The organism is Parablautia sp. Marseille-Q6255 (assembly GCF_951230155.1).
In the GTDB taxonomy this organism is placed as follows: Bacteria; Bacillota; Clostridia; order Lachnospirales; family Lachnospiraceae; genus Choladousia.
Map to the genome: position 1 here is coordinate 70,798 of NZ_CATNVD010000014.1, position 14,984 is coordinate 85,781.

Sequence of the window (14,984 nt, forward strand, 5' to 3'; positions counted from 1 at the left end):
TTAGTTTTTTGTACCCAGTTTAAGAATACTTTTATCATGTAATTTTATATGCCCGAAAACATATAAGTGTTTTGGGGCTATTGGAGTTATTTACCCAGTGATAGGAGTATTTATCACTGGGTATTTTTATGCCCTTTTTTGGGTGTTGATAGGAGGAAAATCACATGAAAATAATTAACTTAGGCATTCTGGCTCACGTTGACGCAGGAAAGACAACATTAACGGAAAGTTTATTGTATACCAGTGGTGCAATTGCAGAACTAGGGAGCGTAGATGAAGGCACAACAAGGACAGATACAATGAATTTGGAGCGTCAAAGGGGAATCACTATCCAGACAGCAGTGACATCTTTTCAGTGGGAGGATGTAAAAGTCAACATTATAGATACGCCAGGCCATATGGATTTTTTGGCGGAAGTATACCGTTCTTTATCCGTATTAGACGGAGCAGTATTATTAGTTTCTGCAAAGGATGGCATACAGGCACAGACCCGTATACTGTTTCATGCACTACAGATAATGAAGATTCCGACAATTTTTTTCATCAATAAAATTGACCAAGAGGGGATTGATTTGCCAATGGTATATCGGGAAATGAAAGCAAAGCTTTCTTCGGAAATTATAGTGAAGCAAAAGGTTGGGCAGCATCCCCATATAAATGTAACGGACAATGACGATATGGAACAGTGGGATGCGGTAATTATGGGAAACGATGAACTATTAGAGAAATATATGTCAGGGAAACCGTTTAAAATGTCAGAACTGGAACAGGAAGAAAACAGGAGATTCCAAAACGGAACGTTATTTCCCGTTTATCACGGAAGCGCTAAAAACAATCTGGGGATTCGGCAGCTTATAGAAGTAATTGCCAGTAAATTTTATTCATCAACGCCTGAAGGTCAATCTGAACTATGCGGGCAGGTTTTTAAGATTGAATATTCAGAGAAAAGGCGGCGTTTTGTTTATGTGCGTATATATAGCGGAACATTGCATTTGAGGGATGTTATTAGAATATCTGAAAAAGAGAAAATAAAAATCACAGAGATGTGTGTTCCGACAAACGGTGAATTATATTCATCCGATACAGCCTGCTCTGGTGATATTGTAATTTTACCAAATGATGTTTTGCAGCTAAACAGTATTTTGGGGAACGAAATACTGTTGCCGCAGAGAAAATTTATTGAAAATCCTCTCCCTATGCTCCAAACAACGATTGCAGTAAAGAAATCTGAACAGCGGGAAATATTGCTTGGGGCACTTACAGAAATTTCAGATGGCGACCCTCTTTTAAAATATTATGTGGATACTACAACGCATGAGATTATACTTTCTTTTTTGGGGAATGTGCAGATGGAAGTCATTTGTGCCATCCTTGAGGAAAAATATCATGTGGAGGCAGAAATAAAAGAGCCTACTGTTATATATATGGAAAGACCGCTTAGAAAAGCAGAATATACCATCCACATAGAAGTCCCGCCAAATCCTTTCTGGGCTTCTGTCGGGTTGTCCATAGAGCCGCTCCCTATTGGAAGCGGAGTGCAGTATGAAAGCAGAGTTTCACTTGGATATTTAAATCAATCGTTCCAAAATGCGGTTATGGAGGGGGTTCTTTATGGCTGCGAGCAGGGGCTGTATGGATGGAAAGTGACAGACTGTAAAATCTGTTTTGAATATGGATTGTATTATAGTCCTGTAAGTACCCCCGCAGACTTTCGGCTGCTTTCCCCTATCGTATTGGAGCAGGCTTTAAAAAAAGCAGGGACAGAACTATTAGAGCCATATCTCCACTTTGAAATTTATGCACCGCAGGAATATCTCTCACGGGCGTATCATGATGCTCCAAGGTATTGTGCAGATATTGTAAGTACTCAGATAAAGAATGACGAGGTCATTCTGAAAGGAGAAATCCCTGCTAGATGTATTCAAGAATACAGGAACGATTTAACTTATTTCACAAATGGGCAGGGAGTCTGCTTGACAGAGTTAAAAGGATACCAGCCAGCTATTGGTAAATTTATTTGCCAACCCCGCCGCCCGAATAGCCGTATAGATAAGGTTCGGCATATGTTCCACAAGTTAGCTTAACAGCTTGCAAAAGTCATATAAAATGAGATTTGAAAGGATTAGAGACTAATTATGATGAAATGCGAATGGATATTGTGTCCTGTTTGTGGGAGCAAAACCCGTAATAAAATTAGGAAGGACACTGTTTTGGAGAATTATCCCCTTTATTGTCCAAAATGCAGACAAGAAAGATTGATTAAAGTTGACAACTTGAAGATAACTGTCATCAAAGAGCCAGACGCTTAAGACGCAGAGCCGATGAAATTGTGGAACAATTCACGAATCATCGGCTCTTTTTGTTTCGTATTTGAAAGAACAAACTCACCAAATAAAAAAAACGATATTCGGGTGGGTTATTTTGTTATACCCTAAATTACCCTCTGAATTTGTTTTTAAATTTGGAGGGATTTTTTTATGTCCTTTTTTCGGGCAGTTATCTATCTGCTCATGGCCTCTTCCTTCGTACGAGGCCAACTGAATCCGCCAACATTTAATCGTTTGTAAAGAAGCAGGAACCCATCTCCTTCCCAAACCAGCCCTTTGATTCGGTCGGTACGTTTACCACAGAAGAGAAACAGGATGTTTTTCTGAAAGGGATCCAGCTCGAATTGATATTTAATAGTGGATGCCAGACCATCAATTCCACGCCTTAAGTCGGTGTATCCTGTTGCGATAAAAATCTTGTCAAAACCGGTTGCATCATTCAGCATGTAAGAGGCCTCCGATCCTACTTAGCAGTTCCGCAGAAGCAGTGTTTGAAATCTCCAACGAAAAGGAGTCCTTTCGAATGATCACATCTGGTCTGAATGCAGATGATGATACGGCGGATTGTTCAGGTAATCTTAATTCGACGAAATCAACCGACGGCTCTGCCGGTACACTTACTGCTGGAAGTGAAGAAGATTCTACTGTAGAAATATAAGCTTCTTCACGAAGCCGGCGTTGCCAGTAAAAGAATGACTTGTCAGAAATACCATGTTCTCTGCACCAGGCAGTTTTATTCATTCCACTAGCCAGGCATTCTTTTATTATGTTAGCCCATTGTTCGCAGCGGACTTTGTGAGTAATTTTATCCATAAGATGTTCCTCCCTAAAAAACCTTAGATTTTTTAGAGTAATTATCTCACAAAAACTAACAAGTGGCATGGTACCGGCTATTTACCATTTACGTTTAATTTCTTATCTTTAATTTCATAAATTACATCAGCCACATTTTCAAGTAACCGTTTGTCATGGGTGATAAACATGATCGTTCCTGCATATTCCTTCATTAGTATTTCCAAGGCCTCCAGGCTTGGTATGTCAAGGAAGTTGCTCGGTTCATCCATTAGTAGGATGTTATATCTACCCATAAGCATTTTAGCTAGCAATAATTTCATAATTTCGCCACCGCTTAAAATAGATAAGCTTTTTCCAATATCGTTCTGTTTAAACCCCATGGATGCAAGCACGGAACGAATTTCTGAAACATTGTAATCACAATCCTCCTTCATAAACTCCAGGACTTTCTGATTACTGTTGTACTTGTAACCATTTTGTGCAAAGTATCCTATTTTTGCCTTAGGTGAAATAGAAATTCCATCTTCATAGTTTAAGATCATTTGGATTAAAGTTGTTTTTCCTGTTCCATTCCCACCAGTTAGAGCCACTTTTGCTCCAAGCGGAATTTGAAAAGATGCATCTTCAAACAATACCTTATCTCCAAATATTTTAGTAATATCCGTACCGACAATAGGATATGGATTATGGAGCTCCAATGCTTTACTTTGCCTGAAACGAATTCTGCGAATGTCTTCCGGAGCTTCTACATTTCCTAAGGCCGCAATCCGATGCTCTAGAGATTTAGCGGCATTATGCATCTTTTTTTCCTTACTTCCCATTGATTTCTGATGAGCCAAACGCCCTCCACGTTCCGTACTTTTTTTCTTTGAAGCACCTTTTGCCTTCTGTTCTATTTTACGAGCCTGTTTTCGCTTTTCCTCCGCAGCCCTTTCCAATCGGGCACGTTCGGTAACAAATTGCTCGTATTCTGCAACCTGGTTCTTGCGTTCTTCCTCTTTCTGACGAAGATAATCAGAATAGTTTCCCCAATACTCAGTGATTTTGCCATCTTTCAGTTCCCATATTTTATCTACTACCTCATCAAGAAAATAGCGGTCATGGCTAATAACTAACAGTGCACCTGTAAAATATTTTAGCTGTCCGACTAGAAAATCAATTCCTTCACGGTCTAAATGACTCGTAGGTTCATCCGCTAAAATACCATGAACCTGTGCCGATAAAGCTTGTGCTATTTTAAGCCTTGTTTCTTCACCGCCGCTCAAGGTTTGTATATCTAATTGCTTAACACCAAGCTTGCCTACAAGTGCAAAATCTTTTTCCTCCTGCAAGGTTACTTCGTCCAACTGAGGGATATAGGCAAGTTCACCCAGACGATTCATTTTACATCCTAGAGGAGTTAATTCGCCTAAAAGCACCTTGAATAAAGTGCTTTTTCCTGCACCATTTGCTCCTACTAAACCAATACGGTCATAATCATATACTTCTAAATTATCTATATCTAAAACATCGCGTCCTTTAAATTCCACACGAATGTCTTTTGCTTTTAATATCAATTCCATAACATTTTCCTCCTGTCTATAATCGCATGTTTTCATTTGCTTGTACGCAGGGAAAACCCTGCGATTTAAGCAGGAAGAATTACATGAAAATAAGATACATAAATATCCCTCCAATATTGTTTATTTTAAATCAAATTTTCTAATCTCAGTTATCATTGGGCAAACTATTGCAATGCAAATAATTAAAATACCTGATAGTAAAAACCAATGATTTACACCGATTCTATCAGCAAAGAATCCAGAAAGAATTAACCCAATTGGCATAGCAAGAGACATGATACTTCCAGTTAAAGAAAATACACGTCCTAAATATTCAGGCTTTATTTTCTCCTGAAAAAGAGCTGTTTGTACACCGCTGTAAAACGGAACCGAAAGCCCCATTATTGCACAGCAGACTACAAATATGAAAAATCCACTTTGGGGAAGTAATCCTGAAATGGTTAAGCTTATCCCCATCATAAAAATGGATGCCGTTATTAATAAGATTCGCTTTTGGTAATTCCCAAATAACCCTAATAATAGACCCCCTATCAACATACCAGAGGCATAAGCAATCTCCGTAATAGAAATATACATCGGTGTACCATTAAAATATTCCATAGTGATTAAAGGATATAAAGCATTTATGGGCATATAAACAAACATATATAATGTTCCAACGAGTAATAAAGCAAATAATCCTTTATTTTGCCGTAGTACAGCCATTCCTTCTTTCATTTCTCGTATGAAATTTGGTTTCAAACTTTGCACTTGATCACCCAGTTTAGGAATACGTACAATTGCTACCGTAATAGATGCAATCACAGCACCCCATACATCGATGGCAATAATAGCATTTAGTTCCCAAACGGAGTATAAGAGTGCTGCAACCGCCGGACTAACAATATAGCTTATAGACTGCAAAGACTGACTATAGCCTGCACATTTCGTAAGCTGTTCTTCTGGTACTAAAAGTGGCGTAACCGCATTGAGAGCCGGGGTGTGAAAAGCCGTTCCAATGCTACGGATAAACAATACTACCATAACCATCCAGATAGGTAGCTCCATATACAATGCAACAATAGCAAGCACTGCCCCAGCTGCTGCGATAATTAAATCAGCACCAATCATTATCTTCTTCCTATCATGACGATCCACTAATACACCAATAGCTGGTCCAAAGACCGCATAGGGTAAAAAACCTACTAGTGAAGCCATAGACAAGACCATCGCAGATCCTGTTTTCTCTGTAAGGTAAAAAATGATCGCCATTTGCAGGATGGCACTAGTGATTAATGATACTGCCTGCCCTGCCCATATTGTATAAAACTTAAGTTTCCAATTGTTGTATTTTTCCATTTATATTATCTCCTGCATATTATTTTGCTTGAATTTCTATTTTGAACAGCATTCTAGGCAATAAAAAATGCAGGCCAAAATCCACAATGTGGCTTTTGGTCTGCATACATACAATTTGGAAACATTCATATTAAAGACATAGTTAAATAAAGGTATAGTTAAATAAAGGTATAGTTAAATAACTTATATCTCACCGTAACTAATGAATGCTCAATATCGTATAAATAAGCACAAGAAAAAAAGCCTATCATCGGGGATAGATTCTGCTTTTTTTATTGCCAGCTTATCTTAAACGCATTGAGGCTGTCATAGTTTCGGTTCCTCCTAAACTCTTATTTGTATCAGCATATATTTTAACACAATAAGTTGTTTTAAGCAACGTTTAAAATTGAAAAAAGCCACGGACAGCGATAGCAAAATACGCAATACCGTCAATGGTCTCGATGAACAGTGCAAGCACTGCCATTGACGGTATTTCTTTATTTTGCTTATGAGCAGACAAGGGCAGTAAGCCAAAAGCTGGCTTACCGCCCCAATCACTCATTCTGTTATGCGTAGATAATCTCGCTGTAAATGATTTCTCTAACTCTGGACTGAATTTCATTCATTTTCTGTACCCACAGCATAGCATTATCTGCTTTCAGTTTCTCGGTCACATTTTCCTGCTCTGCAATTTGCTTTGTCAGCAGGAGCAAACGCTCCTGTGCCTGTCTGTCAATATCTGCAAGGTAGGAGTTTAGTGTACCCTCAATCAGCATTGTGGTATAGAGGAACTGCTTATGCTCCTTTAGATACTGCTTGTGGCGCTGTCCCCACAAACCGATAGGCTGTGTTTCTTCTTCGGAAAGTATCAGACAAGGGATATAATAATCTCCCTGCAATTCATACCATAAACCGTTGCTTTCATCAAAAATGTACTTGTCCATATAATAAATCCTCCAGTATAATATATTCGCACATACGTCACAGTTCTCCGATTGCCACATTCTCTTATATCTTGTTATCAGATTTTCTTGCCCTTGTGTTTGCCCTTATCAGCTTCCAAGGGAAGAATAAACGTAAGTGAAATCGTATAATAAGTTAAGGTGAGCATTTTGCGATAAACCCTTTATTTTCAAGGGCACTGAAAAACTTCCATTTCTTCTTAAGTGGAAGTTTTTCTTTTCTATTATTTTCAAATCTTTACTTAGGAAAATCATAAAAAGCTATGGTTTACTCCATAGCCAGCTCTTCTAATCTTACTATTCGTTTTACATTTGCTGTAAATGCCGTAAAATACATTTGCAGATGCATAGCAAATAAACCTCTCGAATCTGCTTTACGCAAACCGTGAGCTTCCTTTAGTTCTCCATTCTTTTCTTCTATCCTGTGCCGAATCTTCATTCGCTCCTGAAAATATTCGCTTTCTTCAAATTTAAGCCTTTCAAGATTTTTCTCACTTGCTTGCGTGATACTGTAGCTTCTTGTTTTAGCGTTTGATCTTCCTACACGGCATTTTTCTCTTTGGGGGCATTTCCGACACGTTACTTTGCTAAATATATATCTTAAATAAGTATTCCCATTTTTTGCCGTTCTTTTTTCTACACGCGTGGAAAGCTCTCCGGCAGGACACTGCAGCATCCCAGCATCTTTATTAAAGCAGAAACCTTCCTCAAGGTTCCCGTTTGCTGCAGCAGCTACTGCTGTATTGGTCCTGGCAATCAATGTAATCTCTTTTCCGCAGACTTCCAGATTGTCATCACTGACATATGCCATATCGCCTATAACTTCTGTAACTTTTATTCCATTTTCCTTCGCGTTTTCTATCAGTTTTGGTAATTCCTGCCCATCTGGTGCTCCTCCATCTGTTACAGTGATCCCCGCAATGAGACGTTCTTCAGTCATCGCAAGATGATTCTTATATCCATAGAACGTACTGGTTGCCGTTTTATGTCCAAACCGTGCATCTTTATCATCTTTGGATCGGATCTCTTTGAGCCGCTCATCTTCTAGTAGTTCTTTCATTTCATGAGAAAGTTTCTGTATCTTTTTATTTCCACAGGATTTTATTCCTTCCTCCAGAACCTGGAGTAGTTCCTTAGTATAGGCAATTTCTTCATCCAGCCCTGCTTCCAAAGAGGGTTTTTCAGGAAATCGCTCTGATAATTCAAAAGCTGTTTTATAAACCTCTTTCCGAAGTTGTTTGCTCATATCCCGCAGAATCTGCGTTGGAGATTTTGCCCGGACAGAAGCAATTGTATGGGTGGAATCAACGATAATGGTTCCCGATTTGATCAGGTTTTTATCCAAAGCCTGTTGAATGGTTTCTTTTAACATTTCTTCCAGAATATCTTCTGTAATACGAGTTTTTCTGAATTTTGTGAGAAGACTGGGATCTATCATTTTTGCTTCTGGTTCCAGATCAAGGAAAAATTTATATGCCATGTCCGTCTGGGCGCTGCTAATCAGGGCTTCGTCAGAAAGATCGTACAGCTTTTTCAGGAAAAGTAGTTTAAACATCATTTCTGGTTCCTTTGCTGGGCGACCGAAATTTTCACAATATTGCTTACGAAGCATTGGATTTACAAAGCTGAAGTCTATATTTTCTTTAATTCTACGCAAAAGATGATCTGCGGGAATGATCGCATCATAAAGCCCCTGATAAGGTGACAATGATAATTGTAACTGCGAATGATCTTTTAACATGATAGGTCCTCCTTCCTTATATTTCTATTATAATGGAAATAATAAAAAAGCCCAATTCTTTTTTAGAATCAGACTTTTTCAGTGCCCTTTATTTTCAAGGCTTTCGGAGGATTTTATTAAAACCCTGTGAGGGTTAATAACCACTTATAAAAATGTGGTTTTCAAATTGCAGTTTGTATAACTGGCAACCCAATCACAATTAAATCTTCACAGCTTTGCTAAGCAGGAAATCTGAAATGATATGCTCCCTTTATGAGAGACAGTAAAATAATAAACTGTCATCACGAAGAGAGCATATCTAAAGATTTCCTGCTTTTTTTATTTTATTAAAAAAATTATAATTCTGCAGAAAGTTCATGCATCCAGAAGGACGCAGCATCATATTCTCTTGGTTCAGATAATACTGGAACGGTGAGGACATCGATTGGTACGTAAAGTATTTTAGCCATTTTAGCAAGGATTTCATCACGAGGCTTTCTTGCATCTGCTTCATATTGTGCAATTCTGACATCAGCAGAATCTTCCGGAAAGCCAAGTGCAATACCTAGTTCTTTTTGTGTGAGATGATTTTTCTGTCTCAAATGTTTTAATTTTCTTCCAAACGTAATCATAATAGAAAATCCTTTCTGTAAGTTATTTTGATTGTGCGAGGTGTCAAATGATATATCATTCGGCACCTCTGGTTTTATGATCTTTATTCCCCGGTACTTCCGAAAGCACCAATATCTCTTGCTTCTCCGAGATCCAGAACAAAGTCGGCAATTAGAACGGGAGTGATAACCAGTTGCCCTACACGGGTATCTTTGCTGAGTATTTGGGATTCTGAACTAACATTGCTGATAATGGCATGAATTTCGCCACGATATCCGGAATCAATAGGCGGAAGTTCGCAGACCAATCCTTTTGCAGCCATGCTGCTTCTTGGAAAGACATAACCGGCATATCCATCCGGAATCATGAGCCCAAATCCTAAGGGAATTCTTGCAATCTCTCCTGGCTTTAATGTGCAGTCATAAGGCATATACACATCGGCGCCGGCATCGTTTTCATGAGGTCGGAAGGGATAATGATCTTTCTCTAACCCAAAGTCGATCAATTTAATTTTCATAAACAGCTTCCCTCCCTTCTACGAGCAGAGGATAATCTGCTTTCATTATTTCTAATGGAGACCAGTCTTTTGGGATGGGGATTCCACAGGACATAGCACCTTCTTCACAACATCCCCTTTGGCAGAAAGGACCGGTCAGCTTCGGTGAAAATAACACCGGATCGAATTCATATAGTTTCTGCCAGATGTCCAACATTACAATTCTTGTTTCGTCGGTATTTCTTCTGCAGATACGCTGACTGATCATATGTTTCCACTCATAAGGTGTAGCACAGATGATCAGAATATTTCTTAAAGCATGGGGGAGGGCATAGCCGGCAGAATCATGATGAAATCCCACAGAACACAATTCCTGATAACATCTGAGATCCGATAAGCAGCTTTGCAGATAGAGATCAATGTATCTCTGTTCGGAAAAAAGGATTTCATATGGGATCACAAATGCAGCTTTTTCTGAATAGTTGCTATATTGCAGAGATGCACTCATGAATTTTACTTCGTTTTGATGACGAGTGATCTGTGCAAGAAAACGTCTGCTTGCACCTACAATCGCAACGGTGATCACTGTAAATTTCTGTACTGTTGGATGAGGCAGACTGGCAATCCGGTCTACAGTTTTATCCGTAAAAGATTTCTGATAAAGAGCCATAAGATCATCCATGTTTTGAATGGAATGCCCCTGTTGGGTAAGCCTTGCTGCGAATACCATGTTTTGAGCTGCTTCCTGAATGGTATAACTATTTAAAATCTTTGTCTCAATGTGATCCATAGGCTTGTTCCTCCTTTATCAATGCTTTCAGCAGAATGAGATAGTTGATGCAGTCTGTGATCTTCTCATCCCATTGTTCTAACTCAAATTGGAGCAACGAAGAGTAACACATATCATAGAGAGATACGACATGCTTCGACATCATTCCGGCCAGAGCAGTCTTAGGTGTGCATCCCTGTAATGAGGCAGCAATTTTAAATGCACTCAGGCGATCAATGCGGTCTCCGGTGTATTCTTTTTTCTTGTGTACCAGTACATCGGCACATTTTCGATATTGTTGTTCAAGGACAACATTAAATTCATTTTGTGTCATATTGTAATTCCTCCTTCGTAAAATGATTTATAATTCGGGTTCCCGTGTCTTTTGTTTTTTGGGAACCTGGTTGTGGAGAATTGCTTCCACATTTTTGTCTACGGTTCTTAAATCTTGTGTCAGATCCTTTAGAGATCGGATGGATGATTTTTGCTGGTCGATCTGTTCCTGCAAGCTGGCTTTTTGTTCCTTCAATGTTTTGATAGGAAGCATCTTTCCATCTGGATAAAAAGATTTCAGCCAGTCACGGGCTTCTTCATATGCTTGAATTTCAGCGGTGTGTTCCTTTCGGAATCTGCCTTTGTTTTTCGCTTTTAAAAATTCGGTATAGATTGCTTTCTGTGCAAAATATTGTCCGGTGTAATGGATCTGACGGTTGATGTTTTTCAAATCTGCATTCATTTCCATAAGCTGCTCTGTTGTCTGATCTAACTGTTTTTGAGATTTGGAAAAGGCATCTTTTAATTCAGTTTGGGTATTGTATCCATGTTCTTGCACATAGATAATGGTATTTGCCATTTCCTGAAGATTGGATATTTTTACCCGATGCGCATATGCAGGGCTTTGCATTGCTTTTACATTTTTCTGAAGATCTACCACCAGCCGTAAATGCGATCTGACATAAAGTATGGTTATCGGATCTTTTCGTAAGAAGAGCTGCTCCAAATGTTCTTTGCCGTATTGAGTTCCCAAAGCCTTCTCTGTGATCCGTTTGTCCCGATCCGGATGGAGATAACGATATCTTTCTCTTTCTTCAATGACGGAAATCTGATATTTTTCAAAAAGCAGAGATTGAAACTCCTGAAAGTTTTTAGAATGCGAGCTGCATTCTTCGATAGCATTTCTGATTTCTTGTTTCTGCGTTTGAAATGTGGTGGAAGTTGGTTTTAATCCATCAGCAATGATTTTTTTATTTATCGCTTCTAATTTTTTCTGTCCGGATTTTTGAGCCGTATATTCCGCCTGTGTCACCTTCGTTTCCGCCGGAGAGAGAAGATCAATCTGATGAAGGCCTTCCTGGATGCACATTTCCATAAGTTCTTTTTTGAAATAATTCAGAAATTTATTGGTGGACCGGTGCTTGTAACCGGCAATTTCTTCATGGGGCTTATCCATGTAGCTTTGTCTTTTGACAGCTTCCTTGCGGACGCTGTTGATCACAATATGCGTATGGATATTGCCGGAACCATTGTGACCATCGGTATGTGTCACGATAAGAGCCTGATATCCCGGAAATATTTTTTGGGCAAGGTCTAAAGATAGAGCCTGTGCTTTTTCTCCCGTCAGATTACATTCAATAGCATCGGTAGGATCATAACTGATGATATAGTGATGACTTTTGATTTCAGATCTGCTTCGGTTCTTTTTAAAATGTTCATTACATTCATAGCATTCAACATCAAAAGTATCGGGATTACAGTTGAGACCATCCACATATAATTCATCTCTTCGCAGTGGCCGATTAAATTCATCGAGAATCATTTTTCCGGTTGATTCATCATGCTGGAAGATGAGATAATTCAGAGCATCTGAATAGTTTGCATTCCGACTTTTAATATGTTTCACTATTGCCACGATAATCACCTATCATTTTTAGCAGGTCCTTTTTTAACCTATAGAGGTCGTAAAGGCATTGCTGGATTTCGTTTGTTACAGATTTAGAGTACGCTCCTCCTGTATTGAAATATTTTGCAATCTGATTAAGATTAGAGCCGATTTTTCCATACTCTGCTAAAAGCATTTTTATTGTCTTACTTTCAATTACAACCTCATAGCGTATTGCCATTTTGTGATCTAAAATCAGGTTTCTCAGATAATCAGAACGGGATAATTTCGCCTGAGAAGCGGCATGATTGACTAACTCTAATTCAATGTCACTTAATCTTAAACAGATGATATTAGAGTGTTTCATTTCATTTCTTTTTTTCTTTGGTGCCATGTTCCTCCTCCCTTAATTGAGTGCTTCCAATTTCATGGCACTCCACTAGAAATATCAGCTGTCCCTTCTGATACTTCTGGTGTTGCGCACACATTTTATGTGGAAGCTAATCTGACATTTTGTAAATGTCAGTAACGAGGGTATGGGGAGCGTAATCCACATCAAGATAAAACTCAGAGTAATAGGAAAGCCAAAATGGCGATACCGTATTACTGGGTGGATCTTGCTCTTGAAAGATTAACCCTCTCATATAACGAAATGCTCAGAGGGAAAAATACAGGGCGAGATAGAAAAAAAGTAAAAAAACTGCTATACTACATTTCAGAATCATCCCCCAAAATAGACTTTGAGAATAGAGGGCGAGATGCACCTTATGAAACAGAAGATGGATGCTTATCTCTTCTATGTGTGCGTAAGACAATAGATGATGTATAATAGTTTTATGTAGAAAAAATTTTGAATGTGTGATTAGGAGTTGAAATTAATGTATTTGCCATTAGAGTACGTGAAACGTTATAGTGTTTTGACAGAGTTATATTGTAGTGAGGAATATATTAATTGTGAACCTGAGGTATTACTAGAGATGATTGCAGATGCTGATTGGGGAACCAGTAATTATTCGGGTCCAAATAAAGAAAGATATATTCATACATATAATATGTTTGATAAAAACTATTTTGCTATGCATACAATAAGTGCTTGTTTTGCAACAGCTGGATTTGCTGGAGTCTGGAAATATAATAAGATTGTATATGAACCGGATTATGATTTCTCGCAAGCACTCTTAGGCACAAATAAATTAAGAGTATATCCGGAAATGCTCAAACATATACCGTTTGATACCTTTTATTTGGACTTCTCAAAAAATGAACTTTTCGTATATGAAGGATTTTTTGTACAAGTAAAAGTATACGATACAGGAGTAATAAGAATATCCTCTCTTCCGACAGAAATCGGATATTCACATATACCGGTACATGAGTATGAAGGCGAAAATCCCACGGCATATGCAGATGCATTTTGGATAAAACCAGAGATGTATAGTGTTGACAATGGCGTATATTATTTTGATTATAATTTGCATAAAGATTTGATGTATACATCAGATAGTTTTAGGACGCAGTGGTTTATTGGAGGAGTGAGTAATTTTAGACTGTTTTTATTACAATTTTTGATGTATTTATCTTCGAAAGAAGCGGATGTTATTGAAAGTTCAGAAACTATAAAAACATATAAACCATCAAGTTTGGTGAAAAATAAATATTCAGAAGTACGTAAGTGGAATGTTGGATGCCGTTATGGAGAAAAAATAAGAAGTTATCAAAAAAATAAAATTCAACAATATGAGAACAGTGAAAGCAGTCAGAATGGAAAGCGACCACATATTAGAAAAGCTCATTGGGAGCGGTATCATGTGGGAGAAGGGAGAAAAGATATTATTACAAAATGGAAAGAGCCAGTTTTTGTAAATGGAGACTTTAATGATATTGTTGCGAATATACATGTTGTAACAAATAAAGAAGCAGACTGTTCATTGGGAGAAGGGCTTGTTAAACAATATTTAGAAGCGAGAAAAATCTCTTTTCGTACAGAACATTATATACGAGAAATACGAAAAAGATATGATTTTTCGCTGGAATGGAATAAAACATTACTTTTTATTGAATTTGATGGAGAACAGCATTTTAAGTCGATCAATCGCTGGGGAGGGAAAAAGGGATATTTGAAAAGAAGACAAGCTGATATAGAAAAAAATGAATATTGTCGTAACAAAGGCATTCCGTTATTAAGAATCAGATTTGATCAGGCATACTTGATTTCTAATATGATAGATGATTTTTTAAAGAATAGTGAAAAATACTCTCAACAATTTAATACATATCTTGCGGATGATGTGTATTATAGCATTTGTCAGTAATATTAAAAAAATATGAATAGGTAAATAAGGAATAATTATGTGTGAAATTCATGTCTACACAACCGGATATGTTATCAATATTAGAGAAATTAAAGCAGAAAGAATAGTGTTTTATGATTAGATTTTGGCTTTAATAATTTGGCGCAAGAAAAACATCAGATATAATTCAGAGAATATTAACATGAAAAAATACAAATGTGTACCATAAAGTATCTAGAGTATTCTATCTG

At 37.9% G+C, this 14,984-nt stretch carries 16 protein-coding genes; 4 read left to right on the forward strand and 12 right to left on the reverse strand.

What is annotated here, in order from left to right; translation table 11 throughout:
• Nucleotides 1-164: 164 nt before the first annotated feature.
• Both tet(O) and QOX44_RS12070 read left to right on the forward strand, forming a co-directional pair.
• On the forward strand, nucleotides 165-2,084 hold the full coding sequence (tet(O), locus tag QOX44_RS12065; protein ID WP_000691758.1) for a tetracycline resistance ribosomal protection protein Tet(O): 1,920 nt from the start codon (nucleotides 165-167) through the stop codon (nucleotides 2,082-2,084).
• A gap of 54 nt (nucleotides 2,085-2,138) precedes the next feature.
• Entirely contained in the window at nucleotides 2,139-2,309 is a 171-nt protein-coding gene (locus QOX44_RS12070; RefSeq protein ID WP_004614788.1) for a cysteine-rich KTR domain-containing protein, read from the forward strand.
• 191 nt (nucleotides 2,310-2,500) lie between these two features.
• Here the strand turns inward: QOX44_RS12070 and tnpB are convergent, their stop codons facing one another.
• The 12 genes from tnpB to QOX44_RS12130 form a co-directional block, all read right to left on the reverse strand.
• A complete protein-coding gene (gene tnpB, locus QOX44_RS12075; RefSeq protein WP_072447156.1) occupies nucleotides 2,501-2,773 on the reverse strand; it encodes an IS66 family insertion sequence element accessory protein TnpB in 273 nt (90 codons plus the stop codon).
• Entirely contained in the window at nucleotides 2,763-3,140 is a 378-nt protein-coding gene (tnpA, locus tag QOX44_RS12080; protein ID WP_072447154.1) for an IS66 family insertion sequence element accessory protein TnpA, read from the reverse strand. The genes tnpB and tnpA overlap by 11 nt, the downstream gene beginning before the upstream one ends.
• Before the next feature lie 77 nt (nucleotides 3,141-3,217).
• A complete protein-coding gene (msr(D), locus tag QOX44_RS12085) occupies nucleotides 3,218-4,684 on the reverse strand; it encodes an ABC-F type ribosomal protection protein Msr(D) (protein ID WP_072447152.1) in 1,467 nt (488 codons plus the stop codon).
• 120 nt (nucleotides 4,685-4,804) lie between these two features.
• Entirely contained in the window at nucleotides 4,805-6,022 is a 1,218-nt protein-coding gene (gene mef(A), locus QOX44_RS12090) for a macrolide efflux MFS transporter Mef(A) (protein ID WP_009246943.1), read from the reverse strand.
• Nucleotides 6,023-6,570: 548 nt separating this feature from the next.
• A complete protein-coding gene (locus QOX44_RS12095) occupies nucleotides 6,571-6,948 on the reverse strand; it encodes a TnpV protein (RefSeq protein WP_008976875.1) in 378 nt (125 codons plus the stop codon).
• Nucleotides 6,949-7,234: 286 nt separating this feature from the next.
• Nucleotides 7,235-8,707: an IS1182 family transposase gene (locus tag QOX44_RS12100; protein ID WP_009263863.1), complete on the reverse strand. Its 1,473-nt coding sequence runs from the start codon at nucleotides 8,705-8,707 to the stop codon at nucleotides 7,235-7,237.
• 335 nt (nucleotides 8,708-9,042) lie between these two features.
• On the reverse strand, nucleotides 9,043-9,318 hold the full coding sequence (locus tag QOX44_RS12105; protein WP_008976874.1) for a helix-turn-helix domain-containing protein: 276 nt from the start codon (nucleotides 9,316-9,318) through the stop codon (nucleotides 9,043-9,045).
• A gap of 83 nt (nucleotides 9,319-9,401) precedes the next feature.
• Complete coding sequence (locus QOX44_RS12110) at nucleotides 9,402-9,815, reverse strand: dUTP diphosphatase (protein ID WP_008976873.1); 414 nt, start codon at nucleotides 9,813-9,815, stop codon at nucleotides 9,402-9,404.
• Nucleotides 9,805-10,584: an FAD-dependent thymidylate synthase gene (locus tag QOX44_RS12115; protein ID WP_008976872.1), complete on the reverse strand. Its 780-nt coding sequence runs from the start codon at nucleotides 10,582-10,584 to the stop codon at nucleotides 9,805-9,807. The genes QOX44_RS12110 and QOX44_RS12115 overlap by 11 nt, the downstream gene beginning before the upstream one ends.
• On the reverse strand, nucleotides 10,571-10,897 hold the full coding sequence (locus QOX44_RS12120; RefSeq protein ID WP_008976871.1) for a hypothetical protein: 327 nt from the start codon (nucleotides 10,895-10,897) through the stop codon (nucleotides 10,571-10,573). The genes QOX44_RS12115 and QOX44_RS12120 overlap by 14 nt, the downstream gene beginning before the upstream one ends.
• A 27-nt stretch (nucleotides 10,898-10,924) precedes the next feature.
• Nucleotides 10,925-12,472: a relaxase/mobilization nuclease domain-containing protein gene (locus QOX44_RS12125; RefSeq protein ID WP_283683376.1), complete on the reverse strand. Its 1,548-nt coding sequence runs from the start codon at nucleotides 12,470-12,472 to the stop codon at nucleotides 10,925-10,927.
• Nucleotides 12,450-12,836: a plasmid mobilization protein gene (locus QOX44_RS12130; protein WP_283683378.1), complete on the reverse strand. Its 387-nt coding sequence runs from the start codon at nucleotides 12,834-12,836 to the stop codon at nucleotides 12,450-12,452. Before QOX44_RS12130 ends, QOX44_RS12125 begins: the two co-directional genes overlap by 23 nt.
• A gap of 195 nt (nucleotides 12,837-13,031) precedes the next feature.
• On the opposite strand from QOX44_RS12130, the gene QOX44_RS12135 reads away from it, so the two are divergent.
• Nucleotides 13,032-13,271: a hypothetical protein gene (locus tag QOX44_RS12135; protein WP_283683379.1), complete on the forward strand. Its 240-nt coding sequence runs from the start codon at nucleotides 13,032-13,034 to the stop codon at nucleotides 13,269-13,271.
• A gap of 49 nt (nucleotides 13,272-13,320) precedes the next feature.
• A complete protein-coding gene (locus QOX44_RS12140; RefSeq protein ID WP_283683380.1) occupies nucleotides 13,321-14,754 on the forward strand; it encodes a hypothetical protein in 1,434 nt (477 codons plus the stop codon).
• Nucleotides 14,755-14,984: the final 230 nt, after the last annotated feature.

Excerpts from the sequence above, each read along its gene's own strand:
- QOX44_RS12070 (WP_004614788.1), top strand. The coding sequence starts at position 2,139 with ATGAAATGCGAATGGATATTGTGTCCTGTTTGTGGGAGCAAAACCCGT.
- tnpB (WP_072447156.1), bottom strand. The coding sequence starts at position 2,773 with ATGCTGAATGATGCAACCGGTTTTGACAAGATTTTTATCGCAACAGGA.
- tnpA (WP_072447154.1), bottom strand. The coding sequence starts at position 3,140 with ATGGATAAAATTACTCACAAAGTCCGCTGCGAACAATGGGCTAACATA.
- QOX44_RS12095 (WP_008976875.1), bottom strand. The coding sequence starts at position 6,948 with ATGGACAAGTACATTTTTGATGAAAGCAACGGTTTATGGTATGAATTG.
- QOX44_RS12100 (WP_009263863.1), bottom strand. The coding sequence starts at position 8,707 with ATGTTAAAAGATCATTCGCAGTTACAATTATCATTGTCACCTTATCAG.
- QOX44_RS12105 (WP_008976874.1), bottom strand. The coding sequence starts at position 9,318 with ATGATTACGTTTGGAAGAAAATTAAAACATTTGAGACAGAAAAATCAT.
- QOX44_RS12110 (WP_008976873.1), bottom strand. The coding sequence starts at position 9,815 with ATGAAAATTAAATTGATCGACTTTGGGTTAGAGAAAGATCATTATCCC.
- QOX44_RS12115 (WP_008976872.1), bottom strand. The coding sequence starts at position 10,584 with ATGGATCACATTGAGACAAAGATTTTAAATAGTTATACCATTCAGGAA.
- QOX44_RS12120 (WP_008976871.1), bottom strand. The coding sequence starts at position 10,897 with ATGACACAAAATGAATTTAATGTTGTCCTTGAACAACAATATCGAAAA.
- QOX44_RS12130 (WP_283683378.1), bottom strand. The coding sequence starts at position 12,836 with ATGGCACCAAAGAAAAAAAGAAATGAAATGAAACACTCTAATATCATC.
- QOX44_RS12135 (WP_283683379.1), top strand. The coding sequence starts at position 13,032 with ATGGCGATACCGTATTACTGGGTGGATCTTGCTCTTGAAAGATTAACC.
- QOX44_RS12140 (WP_283683380.1), top strand. The coding sequence starts at position 13,321 with ATGTATTTGCCATTAGAGTACGTGAAACGTTATAGTGTTTTGACAGAG.